Consider the following 16295-nt stretch of genomic DNA (forward strand, 5'->3'; position numbering starts at 1 on the left):
TGCTGATGTGTGCGCTTTCGCATGCAAGGCCGGTTCCCGGCCTTGTCTTTCCTACCCGATCCTGAACGTGCTTTTCAGTACGTCGCGCAGATGCAGCGCGGCGCGATTGCTGTCGTCCGTCAGGATGGTGATGAGGTGCGGCGGGAGATCGGGCAGCACGATCCCGGCGACGTGGCTCGTCAGGTTGCCCGACACGCGATCGTGCTCGATCAGGCCGACCGCGAGGCCGTTCGCGATACAGGCTTCGACCGCCGGTGAGCTGGCGCTTTCGAGCAGCATCCGGTGCGCGATCTTCGCCTTCTTCAGCGCGTTCAGCGCGGTGTCGCGGTACGGGCAGCCCTGCAACTGCACCGCGATCGGCAGCGGCGCGTCGGGATTGAACTTGAACGTGCGCGCGGCGACCCACACCGGATGGGTCTTGCTGAGCAGCTCGGCGTGCGGCGGCGCCTTCGGCACGACGGCGATCGTGATGTCGAGCTGGCCGCGCGAGAACAGCAGCTGCAGTTCCTCGCTGGAACGTGCTTCGACGGTCAGTTCGAGCAACGGGCGATCGGCGGCGAAACGCGGCAGGAATTCCGCCATGAAGTGCGCCGCGTAGGAATCGGGGATGCCGAGCCGCAGCTTGCCGGTCAGCATTTGCGGTGACAACGATTCGACGAGCCGGTCATGACTCAGCAGGAACTCGGTGGTGTCGCTCAGCAGCTTGTGGCCGTACTGCGTGAGTTCGACCGCCTGGTTGTTTCGCGTAAACAGGCGCTGCGCGACCATTTCCTCCAGCTTCTGAATCTGCGCGGTGACCGATGACGGGCTGCGGTTCACATGGGCGGCCGCATCCTTGAAGCGGCCGAGCTTCGCGACGGCGTGGAAGGTTCGCAACAGGTCGACGTCCAGGGTGCGCGGCATGATTTGGTTTTTCCGAATCAGTGATTCAGGTAATGTCGATTGACGGAATTATTGAGCATCCCATATTCTCGGGTCAACAGGCAGACAACGGCAGGCAGCCGGTCGGGCGTTGCACGCATCCGGGGAACGATTCATGTCGATCAATGATTTTGTCGTAGATGCATTGGTGCGGGACAGGAAGCTGAAGGCGGAGTCGGTATGGACGGTCGAGAATCACGAAAAGTATTCGACGCTGAAGCACGCTGACGATGACGCGCGGTGCAGGGAAGCGGGGCGCGAAGTCTTTTCGCTGATGCGCAACCTGAACGAGCTGGGCGTACGAAGCCCGGCGCTGTGCGCGGATCGCGACGGCAACGGTTCGTTGCGCGAAGCGATCGGCGAGCTGAGCGAGCGGCTGGCCACCTTGTCGCGCGGCCGCGATCTCCACTACATCGAGCTCGGGCCCGAGCCGGTCAAGACGACCGAGCTGATGAAGGCCGTCAGCGGCGGCGGGCCGGACCATCTGCGTTACACGGCCGTCGACATCAACGAGTCGTCGGAAGACGCGATGCGTCACGCGATCATGCCGTTCCTGAAAACGCCCGGCTGCTTCAATTACATCGCCGACGATTACCGCAACGTGCAGTGGAACCATATCGACCTGGGGCAGGACGTGACGTTCATCACGATGCTCGGGTTCCAGGAAGGCAACGAATTGCCGGTGACGATCGGCCGGCTCATCCGCAATCTCGGCGGCAAGTCGACCTACGTCGTGTCGGAGATGCAGTTGCTCGTGGAGGGGCGCGAAGAGCCCATCTACAACTTCTACCGGAACGAGAACATGGTGAGGTTCTCCGAGATCGTCAGCCGGCAGCAGGGCTTCGAGCCGCAGGGCGAGCATCATGTGTCGATCGTGCGGCTCAATCTGCTCGGCGACCAGTTTCATGTCGCGGTCACGCTGCAACCGGTGTCGAAAGCAGGGGCCGACGGGCATCTGATCACCAACGTCTGCCTGAAATACACGCCGGAGCAATTCCGCCACGTACGCCTGAGCCACGGCAATTGCCGCGTGATCGACGAGCTGCGTAGCGGCGACGGCAGCGTCGTGTACCAGATTGCGCAGTTCAAGGGCTGAATGCCGATATGCCGATAGCGAGGCGCGCGATGAACAAGGGAAATGCATTGCCGGTGTTTGCGCGAGGGTTCGATCGCGTGAGGCTCGCGTTGCAGACGTCGCTGTCCGCAGGCGTGAACGTCGACGGCGCGATCGATGCGTCGAAGGAACCGATGCGCTGGACGAGCGCCTGCCTGCGCGACGGTTACCAGGTGCGATATCGCCGCAACCTCGACGATCTCGGCTACCGCGACGTGCCGATGCGCGGCACGCGCTCGGATTCGCTGAATGCGGTGTGCCATCTGCGCGGGCTGTTCTCCAGCGAAGCGGTGAGCGCGCTGCGCGAGATCGGCTGCGCGCTGGAGCGCAGCGCGTCGAGCAGCAACTGGATCATCTCGAAGCGCGTGCGCGCGGTGACGAACCGCTCGCGGTTCATCGACGACATGATGCACGACCGCGCATTCCTGATGAGGGTGTCGCGTCTTGCAGGTGCGCCGCTGATTCCGTATCCGATGGTCAATGCGCGGTCGCAGTTCAACTACTACTATCCGACGGACTCGCGCGACGACGGCAAGGAACAGCTCGGTATGTGGCATACCGACGGCACGAGTTTCATGCTGAACATCGTGCTGTCGGATCGCTCCGATTACGAGGGCGGCAACTTTCTGTTCTACGAATCGACTGCGGAGACGTTCGATCGTCACGACAAGGAGCGCCGGCATGTAAAGACGGCGAATCTCGACACCGCGGGCGACGCGCTGCTCATCTACGGCAGCAAGCTGTTCCATGGCGTCGAGCCGGTCGAGGCCGGGCGCCGCATGTCGCTGGTGCTGTCGTTTCATTGTCCGTACACGCGCGAGGACGACAACGGGTTCTGGCATCTCGCGTCGGACGACGGCATTCCGCGCACGATCGTCAACTGGCTGGCGCTGCAGCGCGCGCTCAGGGACGACGCCGAACTGCAGTATCACCGTCTCGGGCTCGAACCGATCCGGCCCGAGGATCTGGCCGACCAGCGCCTGTTCCCGGCCACCTTCTGAGAGCCGTCGCCCCATGCAGCTATTCCTGCTTCAGCTCGTTTTCGTGTTGTCGTGGAGTTCCGGTTTCATCGGCGCGAAGCTCGGCGCGGAAACGGCCGGCGCATTCAACCTGCTGTTCTGGCGGTTCCTGCTCGTTACGCTGTGCCTGGCGATCGTCCTCAACCGGCAGCTTGGCCGGCTGACGCTCGAAAAAATCCGCTATCACGCGGTGATCGGCTTCCTGTCGCAGTTTCTCTATCTGACCTGCGTGTATATCGCGATTCAGCATGGCCTGCCGCCGGGCATCGCCGCGATCGTCGCGGCGCTGCAGCCGCTCATCACCGCCGCGATGACGTCGCTCGAAGGCAGCGAGCGCAGCGGGGCGCGCCAGTGGGCCGGGCTCGTCGTCGGGTTCGTCGGCGTCGGCATCGTGATCGGCGGGCAGTATGCGCTGCCGGCAGGGTCGGTCGGGATCGTCATGTACCTGCTGCCGCTGGTGTCCGCGCTGGGGCTGTCGATCGCGACGATCTATCAGCGGCGGCGCGCACTGACGGCCGCGCGCAGCAACGAGGACGGGCTGTTCCTGCCGCTGTTCGTGCAAGGGTGCGTGAGCCTCGTGCTGTTCGCGGCGTGCGGGGTCGTCACGGGCAATCTGCATGTGCCGACGCAGCCGAACGTGTGGGTGTCGGTCGTGTGGCTGACGATGTTCTCGACTTTCATCGCCTATCTGTCGCTGTGGGCGCTGCTCAAGCGGATGCCCGCGACGCGCGTGGCGACACTCGTCTATCTCGAACCGCCGGTGACGCTGATGTGGGCCGCATGGATGTTCGGCGACCGGATCGAGGTGACGACCTATCTCGGCATCGTCGTCGTCGCGATCGGCGTGTGGCTGGCCGGCAAGCACGTCGAGCGGCCCGCGCGGGCGCGGCGCGCGGAGATGGAGGCGGCCGGCCGCTGACGCACTGGTTGTGCGAGCGATTCCGGTGTAGCGTCGCGAGACAACCCGACTCGCGAAGGAACCCGATGAAAGTCAAACGGATCGTCGCCAACATCGACACTCGATCGGTCGACGACGCAAAGCGTTTCTACCAGCACCTCTTCGGTCTCGACCTGCTGATGGATCATGGCCGGATCGCGACCTACGGCAATGCCGAGCAGATGGACGTGCAGATCAGTTTCGCGTCGCAGGGCGGATCGGACACGCCGACGCCCGATCTGTCGATCGAGGTCGACGATGTCGATGAAGCGCTCGCGCGTGTTCGTGCGGCCGGCGTTCCCGTCGAATATGGTCCGGCCGACGAACCGTGGGGCGTGCGGCGCTTCTACGTGCGCGATCCGTTCGGCAAGCTCGTCAACGTACTTGCGCATCGCTGATCCGGCATCCCGGGCCGGGCGCGGCGGTCACGCATGCAACGCCAACCCCTTCACCGCTTTGTCGACGGCTTTCTTCGGCCCGCGCAACGCGAGCCCGACGAGGTCGGGATGCGCCGCATCGCCGGCGCGAAACACCGCGCGGTTGGCCGCGTCGTGCCCGGTCGAAAACATCGCGTGCACGTAGGGCACGATCGTGAGTGCGCGCGACAGCGCCTGCCGGTGCGCCGCCTGCAGGCCATCGAGGTCGGCCGCGAACACCAGCATCGGCTGGCCCAACATGCGGCCGTAGCGGCGTCCCGCCGCGTCCTCGTAGGGCTCGCCGAGCGCTTCGGGTGCTTCAGCCGCGACGCCCGTCGCGAGAAACGCGACGACATTGAGTTTCTGCCACGCTGCAAGATCGTCACGCACGATCAGCGCCACCTTGGTATCGAACATGATTGCTCCTCGTTGAAGCGCACATGATCGAATGCCGCGTGCAATCAGTCTGGAACGTTTGTGCACATTTGCCGGTACGCGGCCGGCGTGATCCGGTATGCGCGGCGAAACCAGCGGCCGAGGTGGCTCTGGTCGGCGAAGCCGACGTCGGCCGCGACCTGTGCCGGCGTGCGGCCGGCGGCCAGCAGGCGGCGCGCGGCGCGCAGCCGCAAGCGCACCAGGTACGCGTGCGGCGACGTGCCGTACGCGCGCTGGAACAGCCGCGTCAGCCGGAACCGGTCGATCCCGGTGAGATCGACGAGTGCGTCGAGGCCGATATCGTCGCTCATGCGCGCATGCAGCAGATCGCGCGCGCGGGCAATCGCAGGCGCGACGGCATGGTCGCCGGTGGTCGCGAGCGGGGTGCGCAACTCGCCGCCGAGCCGCGTCAGCAGGCGGTCGAGTGCCTGGTCGCGTGCGAGCTTGCCCTCGTTGCCGTGGAGCGCGATGAACGCTTGCCGGATCGTGTCGACGAGGCTGAGATCGTCGACCAGCGTATGGCCGAACGCGGCTTCGACGCCGCCGAGGCCAGGCAGATCCAGCCGGCGCGCCGCGCGTTCGACCCATGCCTGCGGCAGGTACAGCATGCCGTACGTGAAGCCGCCCGCTTCGGGTGCATGGCCGTCGTGCAGCGCGCCCGGCTCGATCAGGATCGCACGGCCCGGCACGCTCGTATGCACCGACCGGTGGCACTGGAATTGCTGCACACCCTGCTCGGTGAAGCCGACCAGCATGTCGTCGTGATCGTGCGCATCGTATGCATGGCCGCTGAAATGCGCATGCAGGCTTTCGATGCCGGTTTCCGCATCGCGCCGCGCGACGAGCCAGTGGTCGCGCGCGTCGCTGCCGTTCGTCGCCGTGTTCATCTCCATTGCTCGTTGCGTGCCGCGTCGTGACGTGTCCGGCAGTGTACGCCGATGCCGCCCGCTCACGCGCTGCCGGATGCCCCGGCCCGGATCGCCGCGACGAGCGCATCGGTCGACAGGATCTCGTGCGCGAAGGTCGGCCCGTTGATTTCGTGCGCGGCACGCAGTGCATCGTGCGAGCGGGCCGACGTCGCATCGCGCACGAGCGTGACGTGGAAGCCGAGTTCCATCCCGATGCGCGCCGTCGCCTCGATGCAGGTATTCGCGAGTAGTCCGACGAGGATGATCTTCTCCTTGCCGTAGCGTTTCAGCTGATGTTCCAGATCGGTATTCGGGAAGCCGCTGGACGCCCAGTGCTCGGTCGCGACGATATCGCCGGGCTGCACCTGGAAGTCGTCGTGGAACGTGCCGCCCCATGTGCCTTTTTCGAACACCTGATGCTGCGCGCCGCCGAGCTGGTACGGCGTCGGATACTTCCAGCGAACATAGTCGCCCGGCTCCCAGCGGTGATGCGGCACGTGATAGACCGTGATGCCCGCGTCGCGCGCCGTTTGCACGACGGTGCGCAGGTTGTCCATCATGTTGTTCTCGCGCGCGATGTCCTTGATCCACGGGAACAGCTTGCCGCCTTCGCTGAGGAAATCGTTGTACAGATCCACGCACAGCAACGCCGTGACTGCCGGTTCATACGTCGTCATCGAAATGCTCCTTGAGGGTTCGCACAGGTCGCCGCGATTGACCGCTTGCAAATAATAAAGGTTGGTCGTAATTTATTCTACGTTCGGGCGGGAGCCGTGCGCAAGCGGCGCGACATCGTGCGCGATCTCCGGCCTGCTGGAACCCAATCGATTGAGGAATCCGATGAGCATGACGAAGATCTATCTGGAAGACATGAAAGTTGGCGATCGGTATACGAGCGCCGAATATCGGATCGATGCGGACCAGATCCACGCATTCGCGCGCGCGTACGACCCGCAGGTCTTCCATCTGGACGACGACGCGGCGCGGCACACGTTCTTCGGCGGGCTGGCCGCCAGCGGGTGGCAGACGGCCGCGATCACGATGAAGCTGATCGTCGAGAGCGTGCCGATCGCGAACGGGATCATCGGTGCGGGCAGCGACGTCACGTGGCCACGGCCGACGCGGCCCGGCGACGTCCTGCATGTCGTCAGCGAAGTGATGGCGATCGCGCCGTCGCGTTCGCGGCCGGAGCGCGGCGTCGTGACGGTGCAGAGCGACACGCTGAACCAGGACGGCGAGTGCTGCCAGCGTTCCATCGCGCGGCTGGTCGTGTTCCGGCGCGACGCCACGACGCGCTAGACTCGCGGATGGCGGCCGATCCGGCGCGCGTGGCGACGGCCGCGGGCGTCGGTGTCGCGCCGGGAATCGAAGGTGTTTTTTCAGGCAGGAGCGGATATTTCGTGGGACGTTCGAATCGCGAGCAGGCTGACCGGAACCGGGAGCGCATCGTCGAGGAAGCCGATGCGGTGGTGCGCAGCGGCGGCGTGGCTGCCGTCAGCATCGCCGAGATCATGGCGCGCGTCGGCTTGACGCAAGGCGGGTTCTACAACCACTTCGCGTCGAAGGACGCGCTCGTCACCGAAGCCTGCGCGGCCGGGTTCGCACGTGCCGCGCAGAACTGGAAGGCGAAGGCGCAAGCCGCCGGCCGGCCGGTCGCGGGCGGCTGGCGACGGCTGGTCGCGTATTACCTGGGCAAGAAGGCGCCGGAACGGAGCTGCCCGATGGTGGCGCTCGGGCAGGACGCCGCCCCCCATCATGCGAGCGATGCGTTCAACGACGCATATCGGAATGGCGTCCGGGAGTTGTATACGACTTTCGTGACTGCGGCGCGCGACGATCCATCGTGTGCGATGTCCGACGACGAACTGCGTGTCGCGTTCGCGGCGATGGTCGGCGCGAACCTGCTTGCTCGTGCGACCGGCGACAGGAAATGGGCAACCGACGTCGAACGCGCGCTGGTCGACCGGCCGCGCGATGCGTGAGCCGGCGCAGGGGCGGACAGGCCCGGCCATTCACGCGTCGTTCGTCGTCGCCTGTTCGTCGCGTGCATATTGCGCGGGCGGCCGGCCGACGTGCCGCGTGAACGCGACGCTGAACGTGCTGGCCGAGCTATAGCCGACACGCCCCGCGATCTCCGCGATGCGGCCCTCGTTGCGGCGGAGCAGGTCCCTCGCGAGCGCCATGCGCCACGTCAGCAGGTACTCCATCGGTGCGACGCCGACCGCGCGGCTGAAGCGTTCGAAGAACGTCGAGCGCGACAGCGCGGCTTCCTTTGCCAGCTCGACGATCGTCCACGGGTGCGCGGGACGTTCGTGCATCCGCCGGATCGCGACCGCGAGGCGGCTGTCGGCAAGCCCGCGTACGAGGCCGGGCGACGCGTTCGTGCCGGACGTGAAGCGCAGCGCCTCGATCAGCAGCACTTCCAGCAGGCGCGCGAGCACGATCTCGCGGGCCGGACGCTGCGCACGCGATTCGTCGCGGACCAGTTGCACGAGCGTGGTCAGCCGCGGTTCGCCGCGCACGTGCACGAATTGCGGCAGCAGCGACACCAGCAGCGATGCGTCGGGCGAACCGAAGCTGCAGTTGCCGGCCATCATCCGCGTGTCGACCGGGTTGGCGGAGTCGCCAATCCGGTATTCGCCGTGATCGAGCGCGACTGGCGGCGCGGTTTCGACGCCCGGCGCTGGCGGTTCGAGGCTGGACATCGCGACACCGTACGCGGCCGGAATCAGCATGAAGTCGCCGGGCAGCAGCTCGATCGGTGCGTGCCCGTCGATCGCGATCCGGCACCCGCCGTCGAGGATCGCGCAGTAGAACGGCTCGCCGGCGACCGTGCGGCTGATCGCCCACGGGCTCGCGCCGCGCACGTACTTCGAGTACCGCGCGCCCGGTTGCAACAGCGTCACGACTTCGGTCAGCGGGTCGATCATCGCCGGACTCTCGCAAAAGAAAAGCGGATTTTTGATTGTAGCGAATACGGATCCGGCCATCTATCGTACGAACACCTGCCCGACACCTCACAGGAGTTCGCATGAAGACCGTACTGATCACCGGCTGTTCCTCCGGCTTCGGCCTCGAGATTGCCCGCCATTTCCTGGCCCGCGACTGGCGCGTCGTCGCGACGATGCGCACGCCGCGCGAGGACGTGCTGCCGCCATCGGCGAACCTGCGCGTGCTGCCGCTCGACGTGACGAACGCGGACAGCATCCGCGTCGCGATCGAGGCGGCCGGCCCGATCGACGTGCTCGTCAACAATGCGGGCTTCGGCGCGGCCGCGCCGGCCGAGCTGACGCCGCTCGACACGGTACGCGCGTTGTTCGAGACCAACACGATCGGCACGATCGCACTCACGCAGGCCGTGCTGCCGCAGTTTCGCGAGCGCGGCGCCGGCGTGGTCGTGAACGTCACGTCGAGCGTCACGCTGAAGGTGCTGCCGCTGGTCAGCGCGTACGGCGCGAGCAAGGCGGCGGTCAACGCATTCACCGAATCGATGGCGGTCGAACTCGCGCCGTTCGGCGTGCGCACGCATCTCGTGCTGCCGGGCCGTGCGCCCGATACGCGTTTCGGCGACAACGCGCGCGCGAACATGCACGGCTTCGAGCATGAAGCGTATGCGGACTTCGTCGGGAAGGCGATTGCGCGGATGCTCGATGCGTCTGCGCCGATCACCCATGCGGAGGATGTCGCCGAAGCCGTATGGCGTGCGGCGACCGATCCGTCGAGCCCGATGCGCATGCCGGCCGGCGCCGATGCGCAAGCGTGGGCGGCGGAAGCCGGCTGATTGCTTCGGGATCCGTCGCACCAGTCGGACGAACCGGCGCGACGGATCGCGCGACGCGGAGAAGGGCGTTACAGCGAGCGTGCGATCGCCTGCTCCAGCAGCGACAGCCCGAGGTCGATCTCGTCCTCGCTGACGGTCAGCGGCGGCGCGATCCGGAACACGCCGCCCATCCCGGGCAACTGCACGATGTTCATGCTGAGCCCGAGCTTCATGCACTCGCGCGTGATCTTCGCGCCGAGCCCGTCTGCCGGCTCCTTCGTCCGGCGATCCTTGACGATCTCGACGCCGAGCAGCAGCCCGCGCCCGCGCACGTCGCCGATGCAGTCGAACCGCTCCATCAGGTCGAGCAGGCCACGCCGAAGCCGGTCGCCCATCACGTTGGCGCGTGCGACGAGCCCGTCGCGCTGCACCACGTCGAGCACGCGTAGGCCGACCGCAGCCGGCAACGGGTCGGAGACGTGCGTCGTGTAGAACAGGTAGCCGAGTTCGTGCGCGCGTTCCTCGATGGCCGCCGACGTGACGATGGCCGCGAGCGGCAGCCCGGCGCCGAGCGTCTTCGACAGCGTCAGGATGTCGGGTGTCACGCCGTCGCGCTGGCACGCGAACATCGTGCCGGTGCGGCCGACGCCCGTCTGCGCTTCGTCGAGGATCAACAGCATCCCGCGTTCCTCGCACTTGCGCTTGAGCGCTGCCATATAGCCTTCCGGCAGCTCGATGATCCCGCCCGAACTGAGGATCGGCTCCGCGATGAACGCGGCGAGGTTGCCGCTCGACTGGCGGTCGATCAGGTCGAACGCGTAGTCGAGTTCGGCGAGGGTGTCGTAGGCGCCGTTGCGCTCGAAGCGCGGCCGGTACGTGAACGGCGCCGGAATCGCGAACGAGCCGACCGCCGCCGGGCCGACGCCCTTGCGGCCCGCGCTGTACGTGGCCGACGCGGCCGCACCCGTCATGCCGTGCCACGACTGCGCGAAGCCCACGATCTCGTACTTGCCGGTGACGAGCTTCGCCATCCGGATTGCCGCTTCGTTCGATTCCGCGCCGGTGCTGAGCAGCAGCGCGCGATCGAGCCCGGGCGGCGTGACGTCGGCGAGGCGCGTCGCGAGATCGACGACCGGCCGCGACAGCATGCCGCTGAACAGGTGGTCGAGCTTGCCCGCGTATTCGCCGATCACGGACACGATCTCCGGATGGCTGTGGCCGAGCACCGCGCTCATCTGGCCCGACGTGAAATCGAGGATCGCGCGGCCGTCGGCATCGTAGACGAAGCTGCCTTTCGCGCGCTCGATGATCAGCGGCTCGAACGTGCCGCCGTAGCGGACCAGGTGCTGCCTGGCGTTGCGCCAGAAGGTTGCATCGTCGTTCAGGGACATCGGGCGTCTCCGGGCAAAGGGGCAGGGATCGCTTGCAGTCTAGGCGCGCGTCTGGTTTGATGGAAACGAATAGTTCTTATGCAAGGTAGAAAAGGAGCTAATACCTTGGGGCGTTCGCTTGAAATCGACCTGCTGCGTTCGTTCGTCGCGATCGCCGAGGTGCGCGCGCTCAGCCGCGCGGCTGCGCGCGTCGGCCGGACGCAGTCGGCGCTCAGCCAGCAGATGAAGCGGCTCGAGGAAGTTGTCGACCAGCCGCTGTTCCAGCGCACCGGCCGCGGCGTGGTGCTGACGCATCCGGGCGAGCGGCTGCTCGTGCATGCGCAACGCATCCTGCGGCTGCACGACGAGGCGATGGCCGACCTGTGCGGCACGGGGCTGTCGGGGACGATCCGGTTCGGGTGCCCGGACGATTATGCGGAGGTCTGGCTGCCGTCGCTGCTGCGGCAGTTTTCGAGCCAGCATCCGCAGGCGATCGTCGAGGTCGTATGCGGGCCGACACCGCGGCTGATCGAACAGCTGGACAAACGTGCGGTCGATCTCGCGATGATTTCATTGCCGGACGACGGCGCGACCGATGACATCATTCGCCGCGAGCAACTCGTGTGGATCGGTTACCCGGGGCTGGAGCCCGAACATTTCGATCCGCTGCCGCTCGCGCTATCCGATCGCGATACGCTCGATCACCTCGCAGCCTGTGAAGCACTGGATCGCGTCGGCCGTGATTACCGCGTCGCGTATGCGAGCAGCAGCCTCGCGGGACTGATCGCGCTGGTGCGCTCGGGGCAGGCGTTCGCGGTGATGACGCAGACGGCCGTGCCGGCCGACCTCGCGATCGTCACCGGCGAGCCGCGGTTGCCGCCGTTGCCGGCTGTCGGCATCACGCTGAAATTCGACCGGAAACGACCGTCGCATCTGACGGCGGCATTTGCCGAGCACATCCGGAATGCGTTGCCGCTGTTGTGACGCGCGATGTTTGGCGCTGCCATCGGGTTTTCGATAATGGATTTCCAGATCGCATCGTCAGGTCTGCAGATGGATTGTCAATGAATGTCAGCGCGCCTTGTGCGCCGGAATATGAAACGGGAGGATCGGGTATCCGGTGAAGCAGGTGGCGCCTTACAGGCAAGCAAGGAAGCGATCTGTAAGGCGCTGGTGCGACCGGGTCGATCCGGTGGAGGCGGATCGAAGCGACCACGTGGCGATTGATCGCGTATGGTCGGTCAATCGATTTCGACGAGGCTGACTCGTTCATAAAGAAAAGGAATCCTTATCATGAAGAGAAGGGGAGGCGCGGCCGTATGGATCCTGGCCGCGATGGTGATGGGGATCATCATCGGCTACATGATTTACACCAATTTTCCGGAGAAGCAGGCCGCGACGGAGATCGCCGGCTATATCTCGCTGGTATCCGACGTGTTCCTGCGGCTGATCAAGATGGTGATCGGCCCGCTGGTGTTCTCGACGCTGGTGGTCGGCATTGCGCACATGGGCGACGCGGCGTCGGTCGGGCGCGTGTTTACGAAGGCGCTCGGCTGGTTCGTGACGGCTTCGCTGCTGTCGCTGCTGCTCGGGTTGCTGATGTCCAACGTCCTGCGGCCCGGCGAGAACCTCGGCCTGCCGCTGCCCGATATCGGCGCGACGGCGAATCTCGCGACGTCGAAGTTCACGCTGAAGGATTTCATCGGGCACATGGTGCCGAAATCCTTCGCGGAATCGATGGCCAATAACGAGATCCTGCAGATCGTCGTGTTCTCGATGTTCTGCGGGGTGGCGCTGGCTTCGCTCGGCGAACGGGCCGCGACGCTCGTGGCCGTGATCGAACAGACGTCGCACATGATGCTGAAGATCACCGGCTATGTGATGAAGCTCGCGCCGCTGGCCGTGATGGCCGCCATGGCGGCGACGGTCGCGGTCAACGGGCTGTCGATCCTGTACAAGTTTGCCGTGTTCATGGCCGACTTCTACCTGAGCCTGACATTGCTCTGGACCTTGCTGGTGCTGGCCGGGCTGCTGTTCATCGGCCCTCGCGTATTCAAGCTGCTGGTGCTGATCAAGGAAGCGTTCATGCTGTCGTTCGCGACGGCGAGTTCCGAGGCCGCGTATCCGAAGATCCTCGATGCACTCGACCGCTTCGGCGTGAAGCGCAAGATCTCGAGCTTCGTGATGCCGCTGGGCTACTCGTTCAATCTCGACGGCTCGATGATGTACTGCACGTTCGCATCGCTGTTCATCGCGCAGGCCTACGGCATTCATCTGTCGCTCGGCACGCAGGTGTCGATGCTGCTCGTGCTGATGCTGACGTCGAAGGGGATGGCCGGCGTGCCGCGCGCCTCGCTCGTCGTGATCGCGGCAACGCTGCACCAGTTCAACATCCCGGAAGCTGGCCTGTTGCTGATTCTCGGCGTCGACACGTTCCTCGACATGGGGCGCTCGGCCACCAATGCGGTCGGCAACTCGATCGCCAGTGCGGTGGTGGCCAAATGGGAGGGCGAGCTGCTGTCGGAGAGCGACGCGGAGGCGAACGCCGCACTCATGGACGCGGAGCTGGCCGCGTCGGTCAAGCAGACCGCGGGCGCCTGATCGGCTGCGCCACCTTTCTTCCGCGCAGACGCCGAACCGTGCGTCTGCGCAATTCGCATGTCGGCGTTCTCGTGAACGACCGACACATCTTAATTCTAATGTACTCCTGAATATTTCTGGAATCTTGTCCATCCGATGACGCCGTCTACCCGATCGGGAATCGATCCCGGTTGCGGCCTGCTGTCTCCCTCCTGACGCTCCCTCCGCTGTTTCCCGACACACTCATGCCGGCCTGACGAGTCGTACGCCGTCTCGTGCTCCGCCGCGCTGCAGGCTCGGGACCCGTCCTACGACGGTCGCGCGGCTTCTGTCCGATTTACGCGCGCCGACGGCGAAATAGACTTCAAATCGAGCGAAATGATCGTACGGGACGGGACACGAAGCCGTCCGCCCCACGTCGCTCGCGCAAGCGCTTCGGCATGTCGCCCGACGGTCGCACGCTGCCGGCACCGTCGACATCGACCGCTCTTGGGGGAGCGGCCCGCCTGGTATCGGCAGACGAGCGGGCAATGGCCTGGCACGGGCGTTGTCCGACTGTTTCCGAACGAAATCGTTACGCCCTGATGTTCGACACGTGTCGCGCCGGTACGCCGGCCGACCGTCGATGCCGTGCGACCGGATGCCGTCGCATCGTGCGCTGCGTCGGGCGGATGCCTATCGAGGGGGTCATCATGACCAGGTCATTTCGTATCGTCGGCGCCGGGGTTGTTGCATGGGCGTGCGCCGTTGCCAGCTTCCCGGTCCAGGTTTGCGCCGCGACGCTCACGGAGTACAACGCACCGCGACATGGCACGCGGCTGCGACCGGCGGCACCGGCGCCAGCCGTACCGGCAGCCGCGACAATCCGGCCGGCAAGCGACGGCAGCGACCAGACCGATGCGTTGCAGGCTGCGCTCAATGCGTTGCAGGCCGGGCAGACGCTGATACTCGCGCCGGGGCGCTACACGGTCAGCCGCTCGTTGTCGGTGGCGATGTCGGGCGTCGTGGTATCGGGCTACGGCGCCACGCTCGTCGCGACCAATCCATCCGACCAGACGATCGTGATGAGCGGCACCGGCTCGACGCTGGTGGGCGTGACGCTGATCGGCACGGGTACGACGCGGCTCACGATACCGGCGTCGACCAAGGTCGAGGTGACGGGCACGGGCGTCCAGGTGCTCGGCGTGACGATCCAGGGCGGCGCCGGCGCCGGGATCTTCGTGTTCGGTGGCAGCAACGTCGCGATCGTCGGCAATACGGTGAGCGCCACGCTGGCCGACGGCATCCATACGACCTACGGCTCGACCAACGTGCTCGTGCAGGGCAATACGGTGACAGCTACCGGCGACGATTTGATCTCCGTCGTCAGCTATCTGGGCGACGGCCGCGTCAGCAACAATGTGCTGATCGATCATAACTCCGTGTCGGGAAACTATTGGGGGCGCGGCATTTCGGTGGTCGGCGGCCAGGCCGTGACGATCTCGAACAACACGGTCGCCGGGGTGCAGAAGGCGGCGGGCATTCTCGTCGCCCAGGAGGACGGCTGGCGTACCTACGGCGTATCGAACGTCGTGATCGACAGCAACGTGGTGACCAACATCCAGAATGCGAACGTGAACAACGGGCTGCAGCCGACGCAGCAGGGCGCGCTCGAACTGGACACGTGGTCGGGCACGGTGTCGCACGTGAAGATCACGCGCAATCGCGTGACGGGATCGGGCTATTCGGGATTCCGGGCCCTGGGCAACGTATGCGAGTTCGCGGTCGAGGGCAACACGTTCGCGTCGATTGCGGGTACCGCGGTGTCGCTGCTGTCGAGCGGCTGCACGGCCAGCCAGGTCGTCGCCAGCGGCAACACGCTGGACGGCGTCGCACTGGTCCAGCCGGTCGGCGCATCGTCGTCAGGCACGATCGCGGCCGCCGGTGCGGCGACGACGGCGATGCCGCAGGTGCGCACCGGCCTGATGCAGTCGTCGGGCAGTGCGGTGCCGGCGACCGGCGCGGCACGATGATGCCGCGACGGCGATCAGAGGAGCCCCAGGCGCTGGCCCGCAGCCGCCGCCTGGGTGCGATTGCGCACGTGCAATGCCTTGAAGATGGCGGTGATATGGGCTTTCACGGTTTTCTCGGACAGGCCGAGCCGGTCGGCGATCAACTTGTTCGGCACGCCTTGCGCGATCAGGCGCAGCACGTCGAGCTGGCGCGACGTCAGGCGCGGGCCGTCGGGTTCGTGCGCGGGCGGCGGGTCGCGATGCGTCGATTGCATGTCGAGCAGCAGCGGCGGCACGTACCGCTCGCCGTTCACCACCATCTTGATGGCCGACAGCAGGGTATGCGCGGGGGCGGACTTGGGGATGTAGCCGAGCGCGCCATGCGTGAAGGCCGCACGTACGTCATGCGGGTCCTCGGACGAAGACAGCACGACGATCGGCAGTTCGGGCCGGAGCTGCGTGATCCCGGCAATCGCGGCGAACCCGTCCATGCCGCTCATTTTCAGATCCAGGACGATGACGTCGAGGTCTGCGTGCAGCTCGAGCAGCCGCATCGCATCGTCGGCGTTGCTCGCCTGAATGTCGACCATCCCGCCGTCATCCTGACGCAACAATGTCGCCACGCCGTCTCGCAGAACCGGATGATCATCGACAATGAGTATTTTCATGAAAATAAAAATAAAGTCGGAGGCAGATATCTTTCGCTAATGTGGAATCCGGGTTTTCGAAAAGTCTTAATACTTTGGTCGTATTCGACGCCGTCTTTCCATGGGCTAACGTCGGATTTACATCCGGTAAAGCGTGGTTGACACTGAATCGTCGCGGTTTTCGGTGCGCTGGGACG

General features: G+C 65.6%; 17 protein-coding genes. 10 read left to right on the forward strand and 7 right to left on the reverse strand.

Annotated features, from left to right (window positions below):
- Positions 1 to 51: 51 nt before the first annotated feature.
- On the reverse strand, positions 52 to 903 hold the full coding sequence (locus tag U5809_RS16730; RefSeq protein WP_175840895.1) for a LysR substrate-binding domain-containing protein: 852 nt from the start codon (positions 901 to 903) through the stop codon (positions 52 to 54).
- A 133-nt stretch (positions 904 to 1036) separates the two neighbouring features.
- On the opposite strand from U5809_RS16730, the gene U5809_RS16735 reads away from it, so the two are divergent.
- The 4 genes from U5809_RS16735 to U5809_RS16750 all read left to right on the forward strand — a co-directional run bounded on the left by U5809_RS16735 (position 1037) and on the right by U5809_RS16750 (position 4389).
- Positions 1037 to 2017 (forward strand): hypothetical protein, encoded by a 981-nt coding sequence (locus tag U5809_RS16735; RefSeq protein ID WP_322087340.1) that lies wholly within the window; start codon positions 1037 to 1039, stop codon positions 2015 to 2017.
- Between the two features lie 29 nt (positions 2018 to 2046).
- Positions 2047 to 3036 (forward strand): 2OG-Fe(II) oxygenase, encoded by a 990-nt coding sequence (locus tag U5809_RS16740; protein WP_322087341.1) that lies wholly within the window; start codon positions 2047 to 2049, stop codon positions 3034 to 3036.
- A gap of 13 nt (positions 3037 to 3049) precedes the next feature.
- A complete protein-coding gene (locus U5809_RS16745) occupies positions 3050 to 3973 on the forward strand; it encodes a DMT family transporter (protein ID WP_322087342.1) in 924 nt (307 codons plus the stop codon).
- Positions 3974 to 4038: 65 nt separating this feature from the next.
- A complete protein-coding gene (locus U5809_RS16750) occupies positions 4039 to 4389 on the forward strand; it encodes a VOC family protein (RefSeq protein ID WP_322087343.1) in 351 nt (116 codons plus the stop codon).
- A gap of 27 nt (positions 4390 to 4416) precedes the next feature.
- Here the strand turns inward: U5809_RS16750 and U5809_RS16755 are convergent, their stop codons facing one another.
- The 3 genes from U5809_RS16755 to U5809_RS16765 form a co-directional block, all read right to left on the reverse strand.
- Complete coding sequence (locus U5809_RS16755; protein WP_322087345.1) at positions 4417 to 4824, reverse strand: DUF2000 family protein; 408 nt, start codon at positions 4822 to 4824, stop codon at positions 4417 to 4419.
- Between the two features lie 44 nt (positions 4825 to 4868).
- Positions 4869 to 5729 carry an AraC family transcriptional regulator gene (locus U5809_RS16760; RefSeq protein ID WP_322087346.1) on the reverse strand — a complete coding sequence of 287 codons (861 nt, stop codon included), beginning with the start codon at positions 5727 to 5729 and terminating at the stop codon, positions 4869 to 4871.
- 62 nt (positions 5730 to 5791) lie between these two features.
- Complete coding sequence (locus U5809_RS16765; RefSeq protein ID WP_322087347.1) at positions 5792 to 6427, reverse strand: isochorismatase family cysteine hydrolase; 636 nt, start codon at positions 6425 to 6427, stop codon at positions 5792 to 5794.
- A 169-nt stretch (positions 6428 to 6596) separates the two neighbouring features.
- Here U5809_RS16765 and U5809_RS16770 point away from each other — a divergent pair, with 169 nt between their 5' ends.
- Entirely contained in the window at positions 6597 to 7049 is a 453-nt protein-coding gene (locus U5809_RS16770; protein ID WP_176048295.1) for a MaoC family dehydratase, read from the forward strand.
- A 101-nt stretch (positions 7050 to 7150) separates the two neighbouring features.
- Entirely contained in the window at positions 7151 to 7732 is a 582-nt protein-coding gene (locus tag U5809_RS16775; RefSeq protein ID WP_322087348.1) for a TetR/AcrR family transcriptional regulator, read from the forward strand.
- A 30-nt stretch (positions 7733 to 7762) separates the two neighbouring features.
- On the opposite strand, the gene U5809_RS16780 is transcribed toward U5809_RS16775, so the two are convergent.
- On the reverse strand, positions 7763 to 8740 hold the full coding sequence (locus tag U5809_RS16780) for an AraC family transcriptional regulator (protein WP_322087349.1): 978 nt from the start codon (positions 8738 to 8740) through the stop codon (positions 7763 to 7765).
- 41 nt (positions 8741 to 8781) lie between these two features.
- Here U5809_RS16780 and U5809_RS16785 point away from each other — a divergent pair, with 41 nt between their 5' ends.
- Positions 8782 to 9531, forward strand: coding sequence for an SDR family oxidoreductase (locus U5809_RS16785; RefSeq protein ID WP_322087350.1), 750 nt, complete (start codon positions 8782 to 8784; stop codon positions 9529 to 9531).
- Between the two features lie 68 nt (positions 9532 to 9599).
- On the opposite strand, the gene U5809_RS16790 is transcribed toward U5809_RS16785, so the two are convergent.
- A complete protein-coding gene (locus U5809_RS16790; RefSeq protein ID WP_322087351.1) occupies positions 9600 to 10901 on the reverse strand; it encodes an aspartate aminotransferase family protein in 1302 nt (433 codons plus the stop codon).
- 78 nt (positions 10902 to 10979) lie between these two features.
- Between U5809_RS16790 and U5809_RS16795 the strand changes: the two genes are divergently transcribed.
- From U5809_RS16795 to U5809_RS16805, 3 genes are all read left to right on the forward strand, one after another.
- The gene (locus U5809_RS16795) at positions 10980 to 11864 is read left to right on the forward strand and encodes a LysR family transcriptional regulator (protein ID WP_282508712.1); all 885 of its coding nucleotides are present in this window, start codon (positions 10980 to 10982) and stop codon (positions 11862 to 11864) included.
- Between the two features lie 309 nt (positions 11865 to 12173).
- On the forward strand, positions 12174 to 13481 hold the full coding sequence (locus U5809_RS16800; RefSeq protein ID WP_322087352.1) for a dicarboxylate/amino acid:cation symporter: 1308 nt from the start codon (positions 12174 to 12176) through the stop codon (positions 13479 to 13481).
- 671 nt (positions 13482 to 14152) lie between these two features.
- A complete protein-coding gene (locus U5809_RS16805) occupies positions 14153 to 15472 on the forward strand; it encodes a right-handed parallel beta-helix repeat-containing protein (protein ID WP_322087353.1) in 1320 nt (439 codons plus the stop codon).
- Positions 15473 to 15486: 14 nt separating this feature from the next.
- Here U5809_RS16805 and U5809_RS16810 read toward each other — a convergent pair whose 3' ends face one another.
- Positions 15487 to 16119, reverse strand: a complete 633-nt coding sequence (locus U5809_RS16810; RefSeq protein ID WP_322087354.1) for a response regulator transcription factor — start codon at positions 16117 to 16119, stop codon at positions 15487 to 15489.
- Between the last annotated feature and the right edge of the window lie 176 nt (positions 16120 to 16295).

Source organism: Burkholderia sp. BCC1999 (genome assembly GCF_905339975.1).
GTDB lineage: Bacteria > Pseudomonadota > Gammaproteobacteria > Burkholderiales > Burkholderiaceae > Burkholderia.

Coding starts and splice junctions, on each gene's coding strand:
- U5809_RS16730 (WP_175840895.1), bottom strand. CDS start 903: ATGCCGCGCACCCTGGACGTCGACCTGTTGCGAACCTTCCACGCCGTC.
- U5809_RS16735 (WP_322087340.1), top strand. CDS start 1,037: ATGTCGATCAATGATTTTGTCGTAGATGCATTGGTGCGGGACAGGAAG.
- U5809_RS16740 (WP_322087341.1), top strand. CDS start 2,047: ATGAACAAGGGAAATGCATTGCCGGTGTTTGCGCGAGGGTTCGATCGC.
- U5809_RS16745 (WP_322087342.1), top strand. CDS start 3,050: ATGCAGCTATTCCTGCTTCAGCTCGTTTTCGTGTTGTCGTGGAGTTCC.
- U5809_RS16750 (WP_322087343.1), top strand. CDS start 4,039: ATGAAAGTCAAACGGATCGTCGCCAACATCGACACTCGATCGGTCGAC.
- U5809_RS16755 (WP_322087345.1), bottom strand. CDS start 4,824: ATGTTCGATACCAAGGTGGCGCTGATCGTGCGTGACGATCTTGCAGCG.
- U5809_RS16760 (WP_322087346.1), bottom strand. CDS start 5,729: ATGAACACGGCGACGAACGGCAGCGACGCGCGCGACCACTGGCTCGTC.
- U5809_RS16765 (WP_322087347.1), bottom strand. CDS start 6,427: ATGACGACGTATGAACCGGCAGTCACGGCGTTGCTGTGCGTGGATCTG.
- U5809_RS16770 (WP_176048295.1), top strand. CDS start 6,597: ATGACGAAGATCTATCTGGAAGACATGAAAGTTGGCGATCGGTATACG.
- U5809_RS16780 (WP_322087349.1), bottom strand. CDS start 8,740: ATGGCCGGATCCGTATTCGCTACAATCAAAAATCCGCTTTTCTTTTGC.
- U5809_RS16785 (WP_322087350.1), top strand. CDS start 8,782: ATGAAGACCGTACTGATCACCGGCTGTTCCTCCGGCTTCGGCCTCGAG.
- U5809_RS16790 (WP_322087351.1), bottom strand. CDS start 10,901: ATGTCCCTGAACGACGATGCAACCTTCTGGCGCAACGCCAGGCAGCAC.
- U5809_RS16795 (WP_282508712.1), top strand. CDS start 10,980: ATGCAAGGTAGAAAAGGAGCTAATACCTTGGGGCGTTCGCTTGAAATC.
- U5809_RS16800 (WP_322087352.1), top strand. CDS start 12,174: ATGAAGAGAAGGGGAGGCGCGGCCGTATGGATCCTGGCCGCGATGGTG.
- U5809_RS16805 (WP_322087353.1), top strand. CDS start 14,153: ATGACCAGGTCATTTCGTATCGTCGGCGCCGGGGTTGTTGCATGGGCG.
- U5809_RS16810 (WP_322087354.1), bottom strand. CDS start 16,119: ATGAAAATACTCATTGTCGATGATCATCCGGTTCTGCGAGACGGCGTG.